The 21433-nt window shown below is 49.4% G+C and carries 9 protein-coding genes and 1 tRNA gene; 4 read left to right on the top strand and 6 right to left on the bottom strand.

Annotated features, from left to right (window positions below):
- Window positions 1–18: 18 nt before the first annotated feature.
- The 5 genes from ACYVJQ_RS16400 to ACYVJQ_RS16380 all read right to left on the bottom strand — a co-directional run bounded on the left by ACYVJQ_RS16400 (window position 19) and on the right by ACYVJQ_RS16380 (window position 11727).
- Window positions 19–2247 carry a fasciclin domain-containing protein gene (locus tag ACYVJQ_RS16400; protein ID WP_460894191.1) on the bottom strand — a complete coding sequence of 743 codons (2229 nt, stop codon included), beginning with the start codon at window positions 2245–2247 and terminating at the stop codon, window positions 19–21.
- 1177 nt (window positions 2248–3424) lie between these two features.
- Window positions 3425–5767 (bottom strand): beta-galactosidase, encoded by a 2343-nt coding sequence (locus ACYVJQ_RS16395; protein WP_460894190.1) that lies wholly within the window; start codon window positions 5765–5767, stop codon window positions 3425–3427.
- Window positions 5768–6103: 336 nt separating this feature from the next.
- A complete protein-coding gene (locus ACYVJQ_RS16390; protein WP_460894189.1) occupies window positions 6104–8674 on the bottom strand; it encodes a PAS domain S-box protein in 2571 nt (856 codons plus the stop codon).
- Window positions 8675–9055: 381 nt separating this feature from the next.
- Window positions 9056–11194: a glycoside hydrolase family 97 protein gene (locus tag ACYVJQ_RS16385; protein WP_460894188.1), complete on the bottom strand. Its 2139-nt coding sequence runs from the start codon at window positions 11192–11194 to the stop codon at window positions 9056–9058.
- A gap of 347 nt (window positions 11195–11541) precedes the next feature.
- Complete coding sequence (locus ACYVJQ_RS16380) at window positions 11542–11727, bottom strand: hypothetical protein (RefSeq protein WP_460894187.1); 186 nt, start codon at window positions 11725–11727, stop codon at window positions 11542–11544.
- A gap of 222 nt (window positions 11728–11949) precedes the next feature.
- Here ACYVJQ_RS16380 and ACYVJQ_RS16375 point away from each other — a divergent pair, with 222 nt between their 5' ends.
- From ACYVJQ_RS16375 to ACYVJQ_RS16360, 4 genes are all read left to right on the top strand, one after another.
- The gene (locus ACYVJQ_RS16375; RefSeq protein ID WP_460894186.1) at window positions 11950–12912 is read left to right on the top strand and encodes a YheT family hydrolase; all 963 of its coding nucleotides are present in this window, start codon (window positions 11950–11952) and stop codon (window positions 12910–12912) included.
- Between the two features lie 399 nt (window positions 12913–13311).
- Window positions 13312–13935: a C40 family peptidase gene (locus tag ACYVJQ_RS16370; RefSeq protein WP_460894185.1), complete on the top strand. Its 624-nt coding sequence runs from the start codon at window positions 13312–13314 to the stop codon at window positions 13933–13935.
- A gap of 370 nt (window positions 13936–14305) precedes the next feature.
- The gene (locus ACYVJQ_RS16365; RefSeq protein ID WP_460894184.1) at window positions 14306–17458 is read left to right on the top strand and encodes a TonB-dependent receptor; all 3153 of its coding nucleotides are present in this window, start codon (window positions 14306–14308) and stop codon (window positions 17456–17458) included.
- 398 nt (window positions 17459–17856) lie between these two features.
- A tRNA-Ala gene (locus ACYVJQ_RS16360) sits at window positions 17857–17930 on the top strand.
- Window positions 17931–18163: 233 nt separating this feature from the next.
- On the opposite strand, the gene ACYVJQ_RS16355 is transcribed toward ACYVJQ_RS16360, so the two are convergent.
- Window positions 18164–21133 carry a PAS domain S-box protein gene (locus ACYVJQ_RS16355; RefSeq protein WP_460894183.1) on the bottom strand — a complete coding sequence of 990 codons (2970 nt, stop codon included), beginning with the start codon at window positions 21131–21133 and terminating at the stop codon, window positions 18164–18166.
- Window positions 21134–21433 lie beyond the last annotated feature (300 nt).

Below are 21433 nucleotides of genomic sequence, written 5' to 3'. Positions count from 1 at the left end.
TATAGATTATTAAAACTCTTAATTATCCCGGTACTTCAGGTAATTATCAATCTGGTGAATGAGCGCTCTGTTAGACAGGACATTGCTGTTGGCCTTAACCGCGTTGGCGGTTCTGTTATAGGAGTCTGTGATCACCATCTGGCTTCCAGTGAGGGTCACGCCCACGGTTCCTGTATTGCCACTGATATCTTTGAAAAGGGTCTCATATCCTCTTGGCTCCTCAGACTGGTTTTTAAAGGGCACCTGTTCTTTGGCTATAATGTGGTACTGTAAGAAACGGGCTACCTTATCCTGGTCTTCAGAGGAAGTTGGGGCAAAGTTGGGAACCCCTGTTGTCACGGCCCCTGGCAAAAGACCGTCTTTCACTGCCTGCTGAATAGCAGCATTGGTTGGGATCAGATAAGTGTAAGGTGTGCCTACGGTGGTGCCTTTCACATCCAGGGTAGCCGCATCATACATGAGGGTAGATTTTGTGAGGTAATTGTAGAAATGGGAGAAGTTAGGGTTGGCCGCTATGTGCTGGCTTGGTTTCAGCTCTGTGAAGTTGAGAATACGGTCCACATAATACACATACCCATTGCTGGCCTCCACTGGTCCCGTCAGTTTAACCCGCTCATTCTTGTCAACATTACCGGCAGCAAATACCTCTTTGTTATTGTACCGGATGTACTCCTCACTAAAGGTTTTGACGATGCCGTCGCCAGACAGGTCATTGTACACGGCATTGCGGTTATCACCGGCCGCCACAATGTGCAAGTCCAGGATTCGCTGTAGTCTAACCTGGGCCTGAGGACCGTTGATCACGGTTCCTCCCCCTGGGGGGGTATACACCCAGTAATTGAACCGTGTGTCCCAGGAAAACCCAGCAGCCGTTAAAACCGCATCAGAAATCAGGAACAGGGTGTACTTAACATTGGGGGCTGTAAGGCTTTCTTTGTAACCAGCCAGGGCCCTGATCATCATGGAGTACTTGGGGTCCAGGTAGGCCTTGCCGTACACGGTATGGAAAACATTTGCTTCCTGCACCTTATTGGTTCCGTAGAAGAACCCGTTACTCAGCATTTTGGCCTCTTCCACGTTGGTGCTGAGGTTGAGTCTGGCAGCCTCGCTTGTCTTAAGGGGGCCCTGCTTGAATTTAGAGGGCCAGATAGCGGAAGAAAATAAATGGGCGTTCAGGAAATCACGGATAACCTCAATGGGTGCGGCATCCAGTGTTTTATAATGCTCCAGAATAACGGTATTCAGGTAATTGGTGACGGCCGCATTTTTAGGCGCGAAAATAGTATAGGTATTGGCCTGCCCTTCATTGTTCTGGCGGGAGGCGCCTCTTACCTCATAGCCTTCATCATTTAAGGCGAATTCCAGCAAGCCGTCATATATTTTGGCGTATACAGGGTTGGAGGAACCGGTCAAGACCTTGTTACGGGCCGTTGCCTCGCTGCTTTCCTGGTAATAAACCATGTATTTTTCAAAGATTTCCCGGAACACGCTGTATTCAGGCTTCTTCTCCAAGTACTCTTCAATGTTGTCTAGCGGCAGCACCACCGTGTCTACTTCATGAATGACACCATTCTCTGCAATAATATTTTGGGTAACCACTTTGCCGTTGACCACATTAAAGCTTCCGTTATAGCCTGCCCCCGGGTAAAAGGAGTTATAGTCTGCCGGCGTAAGCTGCTGGTTGGCAGAGAAGATCTGCATGAAGTAAGGGATGTATTTATTGTTATTATCAGCAAAGACATATCCTCCGGTTCTGTTGCCAGAGATAATGTTTTGGTTCTGTAACACCTGGTTGCCCACTTTTACCGGGCCCGTGTACACTCCTTTATAATATGCCGTACGGCGTTTAAACGCCTGATCTGCCACCCAACCGGTACTGGCCTGGTAATCATCCAGGCGGTCTGTCATGAAGGCATTGTACACTAAAGCATAGGAAACGATCTTGATAGCGGTTTCTTTGCTGATAGCCTCTACCCCTGTTATACCATTGGCCGTAAAGTACTTGGCAAAAGCCTGGTCATTGGGCGCGAAAAGCGTCCAGTACCCGGCTGCGCTAAGAATACTCTTGTATTCGGCCTTATCCACCAATGCCAGAAAGCTCTTGAAGTTACCCTTGGCTTCTAACTGCTGGTAAATAGCCGGTTCCAGGTTTTTGGGCCTGGCGTAATACTCATCTTTGGTATCACAATTAGTGAACATCACTAATAATGACAGGTAGCACAATAAAACTTTTACAGATTTGGTCATAACAACATTGGGTGGTAAAGGCTTTAACAATGTTTGAGCCTATAGTAAATGGTGTTTACTGCCATAAAACAACTGTCTACACCACAGCCTTTTATGTATTAGATTCGGTAATAACCAGCAGGTGAAACCTATTTTGGGGTAGCCTCTGCCAGTTTGCTCTTTTCGCTCCTCTTCTTCTTTTTAATAGAAACCCAGACCGACCGACTTCCCTTTCCTGCCCTCCTCAAAACAACGCAATCGATTGCGCATGCCTCTAAAAGAATCTCCGGAAGCTAGGTCCTGGCCAAGTATGGCCTGAAAACTAGCCCCAATCGTGTGCTTTGAAAAAAATGGTTCTGGGGAAGCCCTCTTAGTTCCCTGGTGTCGCTGGCTTTGCTTTGGGAACCAGGGGGCGTTACCAATCAGGTTTTTATCCTGGAGTGGCTTTTCTGTCAACTCAGCAAGCCTCAGAGGAGAAGCTTACCGCTATATTTTTGGGCTGAGGCACTTTTAACTTAGTAGAGTTTCTTCATATAGTCATCAGGTTCAAATTCAAAAGCTGTTCCTTGATTTAGAATTTCTTTATGTTCTAAAGGTAACAAGCATACATTAGATAACTGTCCTGCGCTGTCCTGCTCTTTCTTAGATTTTCATTTTTTTTCTGGCCCTATTTTTATCAGGTTTTACAAGAATAGGAAAAAAGGGCCTTGTTATTGAAAATTTTCGAATTGAGCGCAATCGGTGGGCAACCTGGTAAAGGATGGAAGAAGCGCCTGCGACTAGCCTTTACCTTCCTGTGAGATGGGGCCTTCTATTTTGGGCCTGTTTTCGAAAAAACAGGCCTAAAACAGAAACCAAAAGCAGGATCGACATCAGCCGGAGGAATAAGATAAATAAGGTATTTGGATAGAAATAAGTCTACCCGTTCTAAGCCCGTTTTTTCAAAAACAGGCCAAAACCAAGCCCTGGCTCAAGTTCTGCTTGGCAACTAGTAAAGTAACCGCTGCTGGGCTGTCATGGAAACTATCCTTTGGGCGCAAGGGAAAGGAAAGAAGTAGGCCTTGAAAACCCTGTTGCCCCGCCCCGCCCAACGTTTGCAACCAATGGTGGCAGTCGCTTAATCTTGGTATTTTTCCCCTTAAAAAATGAAAGGTACCGGTAAAGGACGGAGGACTACATAACGGACACCGGCTTCTCTTTACAGGTTAAAAGGGCTGTTTTTTACATATACCTTGTACTCTTTCACCATGCCCCCGGTATTCTTATCTGTGCGGGGCAGGTAGCGCAGACCCTTAATGGTAACGGTTTCCCCTAAGTCAAACACCACCTGATGGGGATGTTTGGGTTTAGCCGCGGAAAACTGGGTATGCCAGAAAGTGGATTCCTGTTGGTCAAAAATCCGGTCTGCGGCGTTATTAGCAGCGGTCACTTCCTCGCTGTCAGCGTACACAACTTCCCATTTCAGGCGAGAAAGTTGATTTCCCTTCTCATCTACCAGTTCCAGCTCGGCCATGGAGGTAAAGGGGTCTTCAGGCTTTTGCGCGCTTAGGGCTTCAAAGCAGAGATAGCGTCCTGGCACAGCTTTCCCAAAGGTCACCTCCTGCCAGCCTGGGCCCGCCGGGAAACTGCCCACATGCACCGGTTTCTCACCGGCCAGGTTCAGGTTTTGGCCTTTAGCGCGGTGCAGCAAGGATTCATCTACGGCTAACCGGTCCAGAATTGGTTCTTTTAAACCAGCTACCGTAAGGGCTTTAGGGCTATCCACGTCCAGGATAAGAATCTCGTTCTCGCCTTTCTTCAGCCAGACGCCGGGCATAAACAGGGTCTGCTGTGGCCCAATCTTCCAGAAGCGGCCCAGGTTGTGGCCATTCACCCATACCATGCCTTTGCCCCAGGTGCTCACGTCCAGGAACGTGTCACCGGTTTCTTTCAACATGAAGGTGCCTTTGTACCAGGCGGGTCCGTCAGCGCGGACTTTCCTGAAATTTGCCTTTTTCTGGAATTGGTAATCCACCGGGAAATTATAGACCAGCCAGTTCTTCACCCGGGTGGTTTTCTGGCCGTCTGTCAGCTCCACTTTCTCCGTGATGCCTTTCCGGTCAATAATGGCTTTGCCGTAGTTAACCCTTCCAGTGGCCTCCACCAAGATATCCAACTGGGAAGCGGTGGCCATAGCAGGGAGTTCCAGGGTGGAATCGCCGCGGCGCCGGTCTAGCTTGCCAAGGGGTTTACCGTTCAGGAAAACCGTGGCCCAATCATGGACTTCGGTGATTACCAGCCGTTGCTTGTTTTTAGCAGCCGGAAGCGTAGTGCGGTAAAGAATTCGGCCCCAGCCCTGGTCAAAATATTCCATGGGCCTGATCTCCTCGGTTTTGTTTGGCTTGGGCAGGTTGGAGAACAGGGCGGCGCTCTGCGTAAGGGTAAAGGCAGGGATAGTGATCACCGGCTTGGCGGCCGGAATCTCGCCCAGGGTCTCACCGGGCTGCAGGTAGTTTTTGAGGAGGTTGCGTACCGCGAAGAACTTCTCTGTGGTATTTCCCTGCTCCCCCACCGGGGCATTGTAATCATAAGAAGTGGCCATGGCCGAATAAGGCGGCGCGTTGGCTCCCCCCCACTGCCCGAACGAGGTACCGCCATGGGCCATGTACAGACTGAAGGAGATCTTACGGTCCATCATGTCTTTGAGGCTTCCAATAAAGCTGCTCACTGACCGGGTCTCATGAGGGCGGCCCCAATGGTCAAACCACCCCGACCAGTACTCACTGCACATGAGCGGCGCCGTGGGGTATTTCTCCTGGAAGGCTTTGAAGCTGTTGTCAATGTTGGTGCCGGCGCCAAAGTTGAGGGTGGTAGCAACGCCTTCTAAAGAATAACGGTTGAAGTTGCTGGGCCAGTCGCAGCGGAAAAGCTGCACCTTGTCAAACCCGGCCTCGCGCACGGCGTCACGGGTGGCTTCCATGTAGGCCTGGTCACTGCCAAAGGTGGCGTACTCATTCTCAACCTGCACCATAATGATGTTACCGCCGTTCTGAATTTGCAGGGGTGCCAACTGCTTGGCCGCCTCTTTCAGGAACACTTTGGTGCGGTTCATGAACTGAGGGTCCTGCAGGGTACGCACCTGCGCATCTTCCTTCTTCAGGAGCCACCAGGGCAAGCCACCCATATCCCATTCGGCGCAGACATACGGGCCGGGCCGCACAATGCAGTACATCCCGTTTTTTTGGACCAGCCGCACAAACTCGGCCACGTCATTCTGTCCTTTAAAATCAAATTGCCCGGGCTGTTGCTCATGCAGGTTCCAGAAAAGGTAGATACAGACGGTATTCATCCCCATGGCCTTGCTCAACTGAATGCGCTGCTCCCAGTATTCGCGCGGAATACGGGGATAATGCAGTTCTGCCGCCCTAATCACAAAGGGTTGGCCGTTCAGCAGAAACTCCTTGTTGCCCAGCGTAAAGGTACCTGGTTGGTTTCCAATCTGCTGGGCCTGGGTGGAAAGGGCCCATCCTAAAAGAAGGAAGAAAAAGCAGTTTCTAAGCATATGGCAATGAAAATACGATAAGAATAAAGAAGTAAAAGTGCCCATTAACGCGGCTCTAACGCCGGAAAAGCAAGCCTAGCCACCTTTGATCTCAGCTTCTGTTATTGATAACTACTGAATAATAAACCACAGAGCTAAAAGCCGCAGAGTCATTTAGTGGTATAAGATTTTTTAAAACTAGTGTTATTTTGACATTTATACTATACCCCACCAAGAAAAGCACTTATTTTTCTGATTACCGCCTAAAAAAAGGGCAGCTGCCGTAAAAAATAAGCCGTTTTCTACAGGTGACTTCTGTTTATGCCGTTTTGAGAGAAGACAGGTCTTAGGGTACGGTTAAGAGAGAGTATCTGGTGCATTACCGGGCTTTAAATGAATCAAGAAGCGCGTGCCTACATTTACCACGCTGGAGACTTCTATCTCACCACCTATGGCGGTGACCTGGGTCTTGACCAGAAATAGGCCTAAGCCCCTGCCCTCAATATTTTTATGGAAACGTTTATACAGCTTAAAGACCTTATCCCCGGCTTTTTCCTCGTCAAAGCCCAGCCCGTTGTCTGTCAGGAAAATGGCCACCCATTGAGTGCTCATCACTGCCCTGATGGAAATCTTGAGGGGCCTTTCCGGGGACCGGTATTTAATCGCGTTGGAAAGCAGGTTGTGGAAGATGCTGTACAAGTAGGCCTTATTCCCAAAGACAAAAGTATCCCCGGGAATGTCCAGGTCCAGGTTTCCCTCATAGGCATCCAGGGAATCACGCAGGCTTTCAACGGCCTCCTGGCAAATGCGGCGCAGGTCAATGCTCTCCATGCTCACCGTGTCTTTCTGCCCGCCAATAGAGAGAATCTCGTTCAGGTCTTTCAGGACGGCGTCAATGGAGGCCACGCTTTTGTCCAGGTGGCGCAGGGCTACGTCAAAGTTCTCAGAGTTCTTGTCAAACACAGACAGAAAACGGGTTAACCCGATGACGTTGGCCACCGGCGCCCTTAAGTTATGGGAAACGATGTAAGTGAACTGCTGCAGGTCACGGTTCTGCCGGTAAAGGTCACGGGTGAGCTGGGCCTGGCTTTCATCAGACTTTTTCTGCAGGGTGATATCGGTTTGGATGGCAATGAACCTGATAATCTTGCCCGTATTGTCTTTCACCGGTGACACATCAATCTTCACCCAGAACTCCTCCCCGGTTTTTTTGAAATTGAGGACTTCCTCTGAGAAAGGTTCTCCTTTTTGGTACTTTTCAAAAATCCTTCTGGCAGTATCTGGATCGGTGCTGGGGCCCTGCAAAAGGTCACTGGGGGTTTTGCCCAACGCATCTTCCAGGGAATAACCGTTCAGGTTGGTAAAGCCCTGGTTTACCCACTGAATCAGACCGTCGGCATCCATGATCACCACACCGTTGGTGGTCTTGCTGGCCACTAAAGAAAGCATGCTCAGTTCCCGCTGGTAATTTACCCGCCGGGTGATGTCCAGCATGTGCACAGAGATGCCGTCCTCGGCGGGGAAGAACTTAACCCCCAACCATATTTCCTTGCCGGGCAGAAACGTTTCAAAGGTTACCGCCTGGCCTTTGGCTTTCAGCAGCTGGAAATGCTGGTAAAACTCCTCGGTCAACGCTTCAGGAAAGACCTCCCCTATTGTTTTGCCCAGGCTTTTGTTTTTGTCAAGGGCCAGCAGTTGCTCAAACTCACTGTTAATGAAGGTGAACCGCAATTCTTTGTCCAGGGTGAAGAAGGTGTCCGTGAAGCTTTCCAGAATGGTGTTGAACTTCTGCGCCTGCTTCTGAATGGTTTCATATGCCCGCACCATGGGGGTAATATCCTTGGCAATGGTTTCTACCCCAACGGTGTCCCCATTCACAGAAAGCGGGTACATGATCATGTCAAAGACCTTTCGGTCCCCGTTGCGGGCGGCCAGTTCCAGGTCAAACCGCATGGTGCCTCCAAGCAAGGCCTCTTTGAAGTAACGGATACTCAAGGCGGCACTCTCTGGGGGCATGAAAGAGGAAACGGGCTGGTTGATCACTTCTTCGGGCTTAAAGCCCAGTATTTGGTAAAATGCCTGATTTACCTCGTTCAGGTTTCCTTCCGGCGTCTGGTGGAAAATAGCATCTGGGTTCTTCTCGAACAGGTTGCGGTATTTCTGCTCGCTTTCCAGCAGGTTAAGCCTGTTTTGGGTCTGCTCTGAGATGTCTCTGGAACTCACCACTAGGGCCCTGACACTTGGGTTTTGGAACTGGTTGCTTACGTAGGTTTCCGTCCATTTCCACTCTCCGTTGGCCGCCTTAAACCGAAAGCTATCCAATTTGATGTATTCCTGAGAATCCAGTAGGGATTGAAATTTTTCCTGCGCCAAGGGCACATCTTCTGGGTGGATAAAGCTGAAGGCGCTTTTCCCCACCAGTTCTTCGGGCTCATAGCCTAGAATCCGTTTGATAGACCCACCCACATAGGTGTACACACCTTCTTCATTGATCAGGGCCGCCATGTCTGCCCCGTACTCTACCAGCGCCTCAAACAATTCTTCTTTTTCCCGCAACTGCCTGATGGCCGCCTTCTTTTCAGTAGCGCTCCGGCCTACACAATAGTAGGCCTCATCTTCGGCTACCCAGGAAGCAGACCATTCCAGGGGTACTTCATGCCCGTTTTTATGTAGGTAGCAATTCTCAAAGGCGGTAAGCTGACTGCTAGTCTCTATGGCCACAGAAGCCTCTTTTAAAGCCGGTAAGTCCAGGGGTCTGACAAAATCTTTGAATTGGCGCCCTACCATTTCATGGGGGGAATACCCCAGGATTTGAATGCAAGCCGCGTTGATATATTGAAAGGAGCCGTTTCTGCCAATAATGCAGTGCAGGTCCAATGAATATTCCACCAGTTTTTCAAAAACACTTACAGCTTGCCCCGTACTCATGCAGCTTTACCAGATATCATTTAAAAAAGTGTCAGTAGCCCCCCGGCTGTTACAGTAGATGACAGATAAGACTTTAACAGGAAGGAATAGCCTGTAAGTAAAGAAGGAAAATTAAATTTACCACCAATACCTATAAATTGGTAGTATTTAATTTCCAGGCATTGGCAATTGTTTACAAAAACCCGTCTGAAATAGCCCAGCCGCTGTTTTTTTGTAGTTTTTTTCTTTAGGCAAACTTCCAAAAATCAAACATCGCTATTGCGGCATACCTCAACACTTGAAAGCCAGAAAAAAGAAACCCCCTTCTGCAAGAGGCCGCTTAGCGCCTTTTGCAGAAGGGGTTCCTAACCCAGAAGCTGGGTTTTGCCTAAGGAAAGGGCCTTACATTTTCCGCAGGCCTTTCAGGTCGGTTTTGCTGCCTTCTTTGATGCTAACGGCTACCCCGCCCCCAGCCGCCAGCTTCTGCTTCAGGACGCTTTTAGAGGTAACCACCACTTTCTGCACGGTATAGCTCTGGGGCCTCTTATCATAGCTGGCGTCTGCGCCGTCTGCGTAAATGGTGGCCAGGTATTGGTTGCCCTTGGGCAGGAAGGAAAAAGAAATGGTAGCCGTGCGCGGGTTCTCATCGGTGATGCCGCCCACGTACCATTCGTTTTTGCCTTTGGCCTTGCGGGCGGTGGTAATGTAGTCGCCTGGTTCGGCTTCCAGCACATAGGTGTCATCCCAATCTACGGCCACCTCTTTGATGAACTGGAACGCGTCCGGAAACTTGAGGTAATTCTCGGGCAAATCGGCGGCCATCTGCAGCGGGCTGTACATGGTCACGTAATAGGCCAGCTGTTTGACCAGGGTAGTGTTCACGCGGTTACCGTGCCCGGTGCCATAAGCAGCAAGATCTGTCTGGAAAATGCCGGGCGTAAAGTCCATGGGCCCGCCCATTAACCGGGTGAACGGCAGAATGGTAGTGTGTTCAGGAGCCAGGCCACCCATGGCTTCAAACTCAGTGCCGCGGGCAGATTCCTGGGCAATCCAGTTGGGGAACGTGCGGTTTAAACCAGTGGGCCGAACGGCCTCATGGCTATTGACCAGGATTTGGTAGTCGGCGGCGGTTTTGGCTACGTGCAGGTAATGGTTCACCATCCATTGCCCGTCATGGTGTTCGCCGCGCGGAATAATTGGGCCCACGTAGCCGGTTTTCACGGCATTGTAGCCATTGTCTACCATAAACCGGAAGGCTTTGTCTAACCTGCGCTCATAATTAGTGGCCGAGGAGGAGGTTTCATGGTGCATCATGATCTTCACGCCTTTTGCCGCGGCGTAGGCCTGCAACTCCTTCACGTTAAAGTCTGGATAAGGCGTAACAAAATCAAACACCTCTTCTTTCCAGTTACCGAACCAGTCTTCCCAGCCAATGTTCCAGCCTTCTACCAGCACGGCGTCAAACCCATGCTGGGCGGCAAAGTCAATGTGCCGCTTTACATTTTCGGTGTTGGCCCCGTGCCGGCCGTTGGGCTTGTATTTACTGAAGTCATCTGTCAATTTGGTATTGGTCTCGGTGCTGTAGGCCCAGGTGTTCTTTCCGGAGATAAAATATTCCCACCACACGCCAATGTATTTCACGGGTTTGATCCAGGATACATCCTGGTACTTGGTGGGTTCATTCAGGTTCAGGATCAGTTTGGAGGCCAGAATATCGGTGGCTTTGTCGCTGACCACAATAGTGCGCCAGGGGCTCTGGGCATCTGTCTGGATGTAACCCTTGTTGCCCACTGCATCTGGGGTAAGGTGGGAACTCATCTTCAGGTGCTGCGCGTCTACGTTCAGGTGCATGGCCGGGTAGTTGACCAAGGCCGCCTCATGGATGTTGAGGTACAGCCCGTCTGCCGTCTTCATCATGGAAGGCGTCTGCACCGATGGGTTTGCTATTGGCGTTTGCGCCGAGATCTGGACAGTGGCCTTCTTCTGCAGACCCGGAATCTCAGAAATCTTGGAGGTGGTGTAGGGGTACTCATTGGTGTCATAGTCCCCCGGAATCCAGAAGATCTTGTGGTCGCCGGCCAGGTTGAACTCCGTGTGCTCTTCCTTGATCACAAAGTAATTGAGCTCCTTCTGTTTCGGGAATTCATACCGGAAACCCAACCCGTCATTGAACAACCGGAACCTGATACGGATGTAGCGCTCTTTGGGGGTCTTCTGGGTAAGGGTCACCAGTAGTTCCTGGTAGTGGTTTCTGATGGTTTTCTGCTCTCCCAGCACCGGTTCCCAGGTATCATTCACCGTTTTCTGAGTGGTATTGGTAACCGTAAATCCTTCTCTGAGGGAACCCGCGTCTTTGGTCTCCAGACCCAGGGCACTGGATTTAATGACTGGCTTGCGCTTGTAGGTAAGGTGGTAAGATGGCACCCCGTTGGCCTTCAGTTCAAAGGTAAGTGTGAGGTTCTTGTCTGGGGAGGTAATCACCTGCGCCTGGGCAAGGGTAGCCAGGCAGAAAAGGTATAAAAAGAGCAGTACGTGACGCATGGCAGATTCCTTAAATGGACGGTCTAACTAATAGAGCCGCAAGTTAAGTCTTCCTTTTGATTTGTGCCGTTCCCACCGGAAATGTTACCCGCCTTTATGCCGCTTTCAACGGCAGGCGGCCGTTAGAAGCACGAAGCACAAAACTTGTCTAAGAGGGATTTAGGCTAGTGAATGATCTGCTGATTTCCGTTTTGGGCCAGTTTTTCAAAAAACGGGCTTAAAACAGAAAATGGCCTTCCCTGCAAGGTAAGAAGGCAGGCTTCTCCTGGCATAGTACAGAAACCAAGGAAAATAGGGACCTCAGGAAGGAGGTCCTTACAGATAATAAGTTTCTTAAAAGCAGCGGTCTACTCTACCGTAAAACCCAGTTGCTGGCGATACAATCCTTTTAGGGCACCCAGGTTTTCGTGGGCCGTTCTGGTGATTTCCTCCGTGGAGACAAAACCTGCTTTTCCGGCGAGGAGGGCTTCTAGCGCAGAGCCGTCGGTTTCTTGCTCAGGTACTATTTGGTTTTCTTGTGTCATGTCTTCCATATCCGTTTCCTTTACCATCAGTAAGACAAAACTAGTCTATTACTCCTTTCTTTCAACGATTATTAGCCTAATCACGTTTCTACCCCGATGAAACTGCCATTCCTGCCGTTTAGCAAAAAATACAATTAAATTATCCTATTTACCTTCTTTGCTTGGCCTTACCTTTTTAAAAGCCGTAAATTTACCGGTATACCGTTTAGATCCGCTTGCCATTTACCACCCATGCCGCTGCTTTCTTCCTCTACGTACCAATCACCCGCCTACCTTTTCAACGGGCACGTGCAGACTATCCTGCCCAGCAAGTTGCGGCGCAGTCCCGCCATAGCCTATTCCAGAGAGCGCATTTTCACCCCAGATGATGATTTCCTGGACCTGGATTGGGCCAAGGCGGGAGCAGAAAAATTGGTGATTCTCTCTCACGGCCTGGAAGGCGACACGCACCGGCCTTACATGACCGGTATGGCGCATGCCATGAACCAGGCCGGCTATGACGCTCTGGCCTGGAACTTCAGGAGCTGCAGCGGTGAGCCCAACAAGCTACTGCGCTCCTACCACATGGGTGCCGTAGAAGACCTGGACCTGGTGGTACGCCATGCTCTGGAAACCGGCCACTACCGCGCCATCTACCTGGTGGGCTTTAGCATGGGCGGTAACCTTACCCTTAATTATTTAGCCCAGTGGCACGACAAGGTGCCCAGTGAGGTGACCCGGGCCGCCGTTTTCTCGGTGCCCTGCCACATGAAAAGTGCCTGCGTGCAGCTGGCCAAACCCCAGAACAGCATTTATATGAAACGGTTCCTGAAAACCCTGCACCAAAAGCTGCAGGAAAAAGCCCGTCGGTTTGAGGTAGACTTACAGGACTTCCAGAGCATTACGTCTTTTGAGCAATTTGATGACCGGTACACCGCCCCTTTCCATGGCTTCAAAAACGCGGAGGACTATTATGAGCAGTGCAGTTCAGTGGGGCACCTGCACCGCATCACTATTCCCACGCTGCTGGTGAACGCCCAAAATGACCCCTTCCTTTCTAAAGAGTGCTTCCCGGTGGAACAGGCCCTCCAAAATCCCAACTTCTACCTGGAGATGCCCCAGCAAGGCGGACACGTGGGTTTCTCTGAAGGGTTCTTCCGGGGGCTCTACTACTCAGAACGCCGGGCCGTGGAGTTCTTCCAGCAACCTCTTTAACGCCAACATCCCATAGATTCGTTCTAAGCCCGTTTTTGTAAAAACAGGGGTAAAACAGAAGTTCGCCCCCCCTCTTTGAAAACAGCTGAATAGGAAAATTTATTTATGGCCGCCTGAGCCAGCAACCTATTGACTTACAGAACCTTACTTTCTATTACCTTTTTCTGGTTTAGCCCTGTTTTTAAAAAAACGGCTCTAAAACACATGACAATCGGTTTTGGGGCGTTTCTTCTGAGTGACCAGAGCGGGCCGTGGGCCTCCTGGAACCTTTAGGCCTCTGCCGGCCCTCCCCTTCCTTCAGGATTTTTTTCTGATAAAAGGGTGAATGCCTTATCTTTGGCTTTAACTGGAACAAGCCGTTAAGTGATTATTTTGAGAAACTTATATAAAACTTACTCCTTGGCCCTATTAAGCCTGCTTTTGCTTTTAGGTTCCTGCGGAAAATCTTCTTACTCCACCTTCAGTAAGCCCGAGGATAAATACCGCTCTGCCCGTGAGATTGCGGCGCTAAAGAAAAAAGAACGCCTGGAGCGCCGTGAGGCCCGCCGGTCTGGGAAACCCCTGAAAGAGATTCATATCTCCAGCAAAGGCAAAAAATCCTCTAAAGCCGTGGCCAGCAACAAAGCCATGCGCCGCGAAATTGAGACCGTTATCTCTACGGCCCGCTCCTTTAGGGGCACTCCCTACAAATTTGGGGGCACTACCCGGGTAGGTATGGACTGCTCAGGGCTGCTGTGCACCTCTTTTCAGGCCATTGACGTGAAACTGCCCCGCACCTCCAGCCAGCAGAGTGAGTTTGGCCAACCCGTGGCCGTGCACCAACTGCAGCCCGGCGACCTGGTTTTCTTCAGTTCCAGCAAAAGCGTGAACAATATCACCCATGTGGGGCTGGTGACAGAGGTAAAGGATGAGAACGAGATCTGGTTTATCCATTCCTCCACTTCGCTTGGGGTGAAAGAAGACAACCTGTTTTCACCGTATTACCAGCGCACCTTTGTAAAGGCAGTGAGGCCAGCCATTTAGCCCTACCCGGCCTAAAATGATAGTTGAGAGTTTGATGAGAAGTGAACTGGTTTTTTGAAAAACCTTCAAAGAACATCCGTTAGGTTCACTTTCTAATTAAATTTTCTCAAAACCTGCTACCAATTCATTAAGCCGCCGCTGCTAACTAAAACAAAATCTTGAAATTAAGTTGCGCTCAGGCATGGCATACAAACAAATTTAGTCTCTATATTTGTCATGTCAATTTACTGACCGCCCAATGATTCCTTCCTCTCCGGAGAACTCATTTCCCTTTCTTAAATGCTCTGTTAACATTCTTAACGTTAACTTAACATTCGTCCTGCCTTCTTTTCTTTTCACCTGTTTTATTTTTGCACAAAAAAAACCCTTTATGAAAAACCTATTTACCCGATTGATGCTCATCGTGGTGATGTGTTTGCCAATGCACCTTAGCTGGGGCCAGGGCGCCACAACCGCCTCAATGAACGGTACTATCGCAGACGGTAGTGGATCTGGCCTGGCCGGAGCTACTATTGTAGCCATTCACACGCCATCTAACACCCAGTACGCGGCTAGCGCCGATGCCAATGGCCGCTATAACCTGCAAAACCTGCGCGTAGGCGGTCCTTACACCATCACCTCTACGTATGTAGGATACCAAGACCAAAAAAGAGAGAATGTATTTTTAGCATTGGGTCAAAACCTGAAGCTTGATTTTGTATTATCCCAAAGCGCCGTTGGCCTGAGCGAAGTTCAGGTAGTAAGCGAGCGTGGCGCAGTAATCAACGCTGACCGTACCGGTGCTGCCACTAACGTGTCTCGCGAGCAAATTGAGCGCCTTCCTACGTTGAACCGCTCTTTAACAGACTTCACCCGTTTAACGCCTCAGGCCTCTGGTAACTCTATTGGGGGTGCCAACAACCGTTACAACAACATCACCATTGACGGTGCTGTGAACAATGACGTGTTTGGTCTGGCTGGTAGCGGTACGCCAGGTGGCCAGGCTGGAACTCAGCCTATCTCTCTGGACGCCATTGACCAGATTCAGGTGGTATTGGCTCCTTATGACGTAAAGTCAGGTAACTTCACCGGTGGTGGTATCAACGCTGTTACCCGCTCTGGTACAAACAACGTGGAAGGTTCTGTTTACGGTTTCATGCGTAATGAGAAGACCGTTGGTAAAGACCCTATCACAGATGCCAAAGCCGCTGACTTCAAAGACTACCAGACTGGTTTCCGCGTAGGCGGTCCGGTGATCAAAGACAAATTGTTCTTCTTCCTGAACGGTGAGATAACCCGTCGTTCTGAGCCTCTTTTGAACAACTTAGGCGATGCCGGTTCTATCGTGCCTCAGGGAGACGTGAGAGCTATCTCTGAAAGACTGATCTCTAAATACGGCTATGATCCAGGAAGCTTCGGCCCATTAGACCGCCGCACAGAAAGCAACAAACTGTTTGGCCGTTTAGACTGGAACATCAACAACCGTCACCAATTAACGCTGCGTCACAACTTTGTAGATGCCTTTGATGACAACATTTCCCGCTCTAACAGCACGTTCCGTTTTGGAAACAACGCTTACGAGTTCTCTAACACCACCAACAGCACTGTAGCTGAACTGAAAAGCCGTTTCTCTGAAAACATTTCTAACAGCTTAATTGTAGGTTACTCCAGAATACGTGACAAACGTGACACGCCAGGTGGTTTGTTCCCGCAGGTAACTATCCGTTTCAACGGAAGTGGTAGCAACACCATCACTGCTGGTACTGAGCGTAGCTCGGCCTTCAATGAATTGGATCAGGACATCCTTGAATTCACAGACAACCTGACCCTTTTCAAAGGAAACCACACCTTCACCTTCGGAACGCACAATGAGTTCTTCAGATTCCGTAACCTTTTTGTGAACAACGGTAACGGATACTACCAGTTCAACAGCCTGCAAGACTTCCTGGATGAAAAACCATTCCAGATTGAGCAGACGTATTCCGCAGATCCTACCAACCCTAAACCAGCCGCTAAGTTTGATGCTGCCCAGTTAGGTTTCTATGCCCAGGATGAGATCTCTGTTACTGAAAACCTGCGTGTAACGCTTGGTCTTCGTTTAGATGTTCCGGTTATGCCAGACACTCCTGCCCGTAACGAGAAGGTAGAGAAAGCGTTTGATCCATATCCACAATATACAGATCTGAGAACAGATGACACTCCTAGCGGACAATTGCTGTGGGCGCCACGTGCCGGTTTCAACTGGGATGTGTTTGGAGACAAAACCCTGCAGTTACGTGGTGGTTCTGGTATCTTCACCGGCCGTGTTCCTTTTGTATGGTTGTCTAACCAGTTCACCAACAACGGTATCACGTTCAACTCTTTGTTCTTAGGAAGCCAAACCAAAACCGGTCAGTTCACTTCTAACATTGATGATATCCGCAAATACGGCGCTGCCGGTACTACTGCAGAGATCAACCTGGTAACGGATAATTTCAAAATCCCGCAAACATGGCGTACTAACCTGGCCGCTGACTATGTACTTCCTTTAGGCATTATCGCTACTCTGGAAGGTATCTACTCTAAGACCCTGAATGACATTGTTTACAAAGACATTAACCTGGTGAACCCAATTGCCAGCTTATCTGGTCCAGACAGACGTCCGTTGTACCCAACTTCTTCTTCAGCCAGAAAAATCAGCCAGGATTTCACTAACGTTATTCTATTAGACAACACCAACAAAGGCTATACTTACAGCTTGACTGGTCAGTTACAGAAGAACTTTGATAGCGGCATCAACACCATGGTAGCGTATACCTACGGTGAGTCTAAAGACGTAAACAGCGGGGCCAGCAGCACTGCAAGATCTAACTGGCAGTTTAACCAGGTAGTTACTGACCCTAACAACCCTGAGCTTTCTTATTCCCGCTTTGACATCCGTCACCGGGTAATTGCTTCTGGTGGTTACACCATCAAGTGGTTGAACAACTTCAGTACTTCTATCTCTCTGTTCTATGAAGGACAGTCTGGCTCACCGTTCACCTACCTGTACTCACAAGACGTAAACTCTGATGGTAACACAGGTAATGACCTGATGTTTGTACCACGTGTGCGTGAAGACATTGTTCTGAATGACGTGAAAAACTCTGCCGGTGTAGTAACCCTTTCTGCTGACAAGCAGTGGGAAGATCTGAATGCCTTCATTGAGAATGACGAATACCTGAAAACCCGCCGTGGCCAGTACACTGAGCGTAACGGTGCCCGCACTCCTTGGACTCACCGCGTAGACCTACGGATTGCCCAGGATATCTTCGCTGACCTTGGTGGCAAAAACCACACCTTGCAGTTAACTCTGGATGTGTTCAACGTAGGAAACGCTATCAACCAAGACTGGGGACGTAGCTACTTTGTAAACAACGCGGCTGTTGAATTGGTAAGATTCGCAACCCGTGATGCCAACAACCGTCCTTCGTTCACCTTCACTAAGCCAACAACTGATGTTTGGTCATCTTCTTTCTCTTCAAGATGGCAAGGACAAGTTGGTCTGCGTTATATCTTCAAATAATCAATCTCTGATTATCTTCTAAAGAAGGGGCCGAAACTTAGTTTCGGCCCCTTCTTCTTTTATAGACCAATCTATGAACGGTCTTTTGCCTAAGTGACCTGGCCTTGGGAAAGATGCGTTTCAAGCCTGTTTTTGCAAAAGTGGGCTCAAAACAGAATCTGGAACCAGAAAGACGCGGAGATTTGAAATCTAGTTAATGCTGGACCAAACCAATATAAAAGGCAGTTTCTCTATTGGCGCCAGCTAAGGCAATGACTACCAGCAGCTTCCTAGCCAGGCCATCTATTGCCGCAGATAACCAAAAAGCAGAATGAAAAAAAGATGGATTATTTTCACGGCTTAGCCCGCAAAAAATTTGGCAGTTACTAAAAACCGTCTTACTTTTGTAACATCAAAACGGGGGATTAGCTCAGCTGGCTAGAGCGCTTGCATGGCATGCAAGAGGTCATCGGTTCGACTCCGATATTCTCCACTAAAGGCCCACTATTCAGTGGGCCTTTTCTTTTATGCCTTTTCTCTGTTACATTCTCTATTCCGGCAAAACAGATTCGGGTTTGATATTCTCCATTTTTCTAAAGCACTTATCAGGTAAAATCTGTAAGTGCTTTTCTCTTGTGGGTAACACCTACGCGCAACAAAAAAGGCGCACCGTTCAGGTACGCCTTTTCATTGCCAGCTATTAGGCTGTCAAACTTCCAATTACCCTTACAAGCTTTTCACGGCTAAAGAGTGCTTGGTTAATTCTTCCTCCAGTTCACGGGCGGCCAGGGCGCAGACTACCTCTATTTTGGAATACAGGGCATGCACCATGCTCATGGTCTCCTCGCTCACGTCCTCCTGGGTCTCTGTCGCGATGATATTGGCTGCGAAGGCCTGGATGGCTTTGGCAATGTCTTCAAACTCTGGGTTAATGCCCATAGTGGAGAAGGTGGGGATAATGGAATGGGTGGCATTCTTAAGCGCCAGCCAGTCTTTCTGGTCAATAGCTTTTTTCATTTTTACCACCAGTTGCGGAATCTCTTGCAGGTAGAGTTGGATCATTTCCACCAGACGCACATCATTTTTGGTAATGCGCCGCAGGTAATCAAAATTAACGCAAGTAAGCGGTTGGGTCTGCAGGTCTTCCCGGTCCTGGTAAACGGTGTTCTTGGCGTAATCAGAGTTTTTAAGGTACTTGATGATTTTGCTGTAGAGTACCTTGTCATCTATGGGTTTGGAGATATAGTCATTCATGCCCACGGCCTTGCACTTTTCCACGTCTACGGTGGTCACATCGGCGGTGAGGGCAATAATGGGTACGGTGAGGTTCATTTGGTTTCTGATGTACTCAGTAGCCTCAAAGCCGTTCATCTCGGGCATCTGCAGGTCCATGAGCACAATATCATACCGGTTGTGGCGCAGCATCTCCACAGCTATTTTCCCGTTGCCCGCCACTTCCATCTCAAACCCGAACTCTTCCAACAGGGTTTTCATTAACAGTTGGTTCAGGGCAATGTCCTCCACCACCAGAATCTTCACATCTTTAAAGCCTGTTTCCAGCTCAATGCCCAGTCCGGTCTCAGATTCTGGTTTCTCCTGGGTTTTATTGAAACTAAGGATAAAGCTGAACGTGGAGCCTTCTCCTACCTTGCTCTTTACCGTAATGGTGCCGCCCTGCGGCTCTACCAGGTTCTTTACAATGGCTAGTCCCAGCCCCGTACCGCCGTATAATCTGGACGTGCCGCTGGTGGCCTGCTGGAAATTATCAAAGATGGTGCTCACCTTAGATTCCTCAATACCAATGCCGGTGTCCGTTACGGAGAATTCCAGAATCACCTTCTCCGCGTCCTGCACCAGCATGCGCGTACTCACCGTTATCTTGCCCTGCGTAGTGAACTTGACGGCGTTACTGACCAGGTTCAGGATAATCTGATGCAGACGTACCGGGTCCCCTACCACCACCTCAGGTATTTTAGAGTCATATTCAATGGCCAGTTCCAGGTTGCGTTCCTGAATTTTGGTTTCAAACAGGTGCACCATGGCAAAGATGGAGGCCGACAGTTTAAACGGAATCTGCTCAAATGACATTTTACCCGCATCTACCTTGGCCAGGTCCAGAATATCATTGATGAGCACAATAAGGGCATCGCCGCTCAGCTTAATGGCGTTGAGGTATTCTTCCTGCTTTTCCGTCAGTTCTGTTTTCAGGACTACTTTGGTGAACCCGATGATGGCGTTCATAGGCGTCCTGATCTCATGACTCATATTGCTCAGGAACTGCTGTTTGGCTTTCACAGCGTCTTCCGCAATACCGGTAGCCAGTTCGGCTTTGAGCTGGGCTTCCTCGGCCTGGACCATGGCCAGTTCGGCGGCAATTTTGGCCTCGTTCAGTTCGGTGGCAATCCGTTTCTGGTCGGTCACGTCACGGGCCACAATCACCACACCCAACACATCTCCCTGGTCGTTCTTGTAGACCGATCCATTGAAGAGCACATCGGTTAGTTTACCGTCTTTGTGGCGCAAGGTTAGGGGTGAATCTGCCACGGCGCCCTTGGCGAACACCTCTTGGTAGACCTCGCGGGCCATCTGGGAGTCTGTGAAATAGGTAAAGAAATCAGATCCAATGAGCTGTTCCCGTTCAATGCCGGTAATGTTCACCGTAGCCTGGTTCATGTCTGTGATCTTCCCTTCGGGGCTAATGGTCACAAGCGGGTCACGGCTGGCTTCAATCAAGCCGCGGGCGTAATTGGCAATCCGGAGCTCAGCGGCCCGCTTTATTTTCTCGTCGTTCTGGAAGGCCAGCTCCTTGTTCGCGATGACTAATTCCGCGGCGCGTTTCTCTTTTTCATCGTTCTGGAAAGCGAGTTCAATATTGGCAATACTAAGCTCTGCCGCCCGTTTCTCTTTCTCATCATTTTGGAACGCCAATTCAGTGTTGGCAATACTTAGTTCGGCGGCCCGTTTCTCTTTCTCATCATTCTGAAAAGCAAGTTCCTTGTTAGCTACGCTGAGTTCGGCAGCCCTTTTCTCTTTCTCGTCGTTTTGGAAAGCGAGCTCTTTGTTGGCCACAATTAATTCCTGGGCGCGTTTCTCTTTCTCGTTATTTTGGAAGGCTAGTTCTTCATTGGCAATGCTCAGCTCCTGGGCGCGTTTTTCCTTTTCATTATTCTGGAAAGCCAGCTCGGTGTTGGCAACGCCCAGTTCCTGCGCCCTTTTCTCTTTTTCATCGTTCTGGAAGGCCAGTTCCTGGTTAGCAACGCTCAGTTCATTGGCCCGCTTCTCTTTCTCATTATGCTGAAACGCCAGTTCTTTGTTGGCGAGGCGCAATTTGGAGGCCCATTTCTTCTCGGCGGTTTCGCGGGCCACCATGACGGCTCCCTGCAGCGTTCCTTCTTCGTCTTTGTACACAGAGCCGGTAATGAGCACCTCGGTGAGGGTACCGTTGGCATGACTGAGGGTGAAGGGAACATTAGCCAGGTCGCCTTTTTCCACCACTTGGGTAAACATGTCACGCACATTACCCGGCTTGGTGAAACAGGTAAAGAAATCTAAGCCTATAAGGTTTTCGCGGGTAACCCCTGTCATGGTAACGGCTGCCTCATTGGCATCTATAATGTTGCCTTGCAGGTTCACGGTAACCAACAGGTCACGGCTGGCTTCAATTAAACGGCGATATCTTTTTTCACTTTCTTTCATGGGACTGGGAATTACTGTGCTCAACCTTTTACAGTTGGGCGGTTAAACCAGTGTTTCTAAGTCAGGGAAAAGGAGACCCTAAGCCTCATAAGAGAAGACGGACCTGATTCTGTAGCGAAGGATGGGTAAGGTGTCAGCAAACCCTACTGATAATATGTAAGATACGTCTTTTAAAAACGGTATCCCGTCATATTTAAGCAGATGCCCTGTCAGGCTCGCTATGCAAGAGCACTAGGCAGCAACCTGCCCTCCCTCCTCTGGAAGGCAGGGAGGAAAATGGCCAGAAAAGTTGCGACTTGA

This window comes from Rufibacter soli, assembly GCF_054781795.1.
Note: the sequence above shows the minus strand (reverse complement) of the source record. Positions and strands in the feature narration are given on the sequence as shown.

Bases quoted from the DNA above. Each gene is read 5' to 3' on its own strand.
- ACYVJQ_RS16400 (WP_460894191.1), bottom strand. From the start codon at position 2,247: ATGACCAAATCTGTAAAAGTTTTATTGTGCTACCTGTCATTATTAGTG.
- ACYVJQ_RS16395 (WP_460894190.1), bottom strand. From the start codon at position 5,767: ATGCTTAGAAACTGCTTTTTCTTCCTTCTTTTAGGATGGGCCCTTTCC.
- ACYVJQ_RS16390 (WP_460894189.1), bottom strand. From the start codon at position 8,674: ATGAGTACGGGGCAAGCTGTAAGTGTTTTTGAAAAACTGGTGGAATAT.
- ACYVJQ_RS16385 (WP_460894188.1), bottom strand. From the start codon at position 11,194: ATGCGTCACGTACTGCTCTTTTTATACCTTTTCTGCCTGGCTACCCTT.
- ACYVJQ_RS16380 (WP_460894187.1), bottom strand. From the start codon at position 11,727: ATGGAAGACATGACACAAGAAAACCAAATAGTACCTGAGCAAGAAACC.
- ACYVJQ_RS16375 (WP_460894186.1), top strand. From the start codon at position 11,950: ATGCCGCTGCTTTCTTCCTCTACGTACCAATCACCCGCCTACCTTTTC.
- ACYVJQ_RS16365 (WP_460894184.1), top strand. From the start codon at position 14,306: ATGAAAAACCTATTTACCCGATTGATGCTCATCGTGGTGATGTGTTTG.
- ACYVJQ_RS16355 (WP_460894183.1), bottom strand. From the start codon at position 21,133: ATGAAAGAAAGTGAAAAAAGATATCGCCGTTTAATTGAAGCCAGCCGT.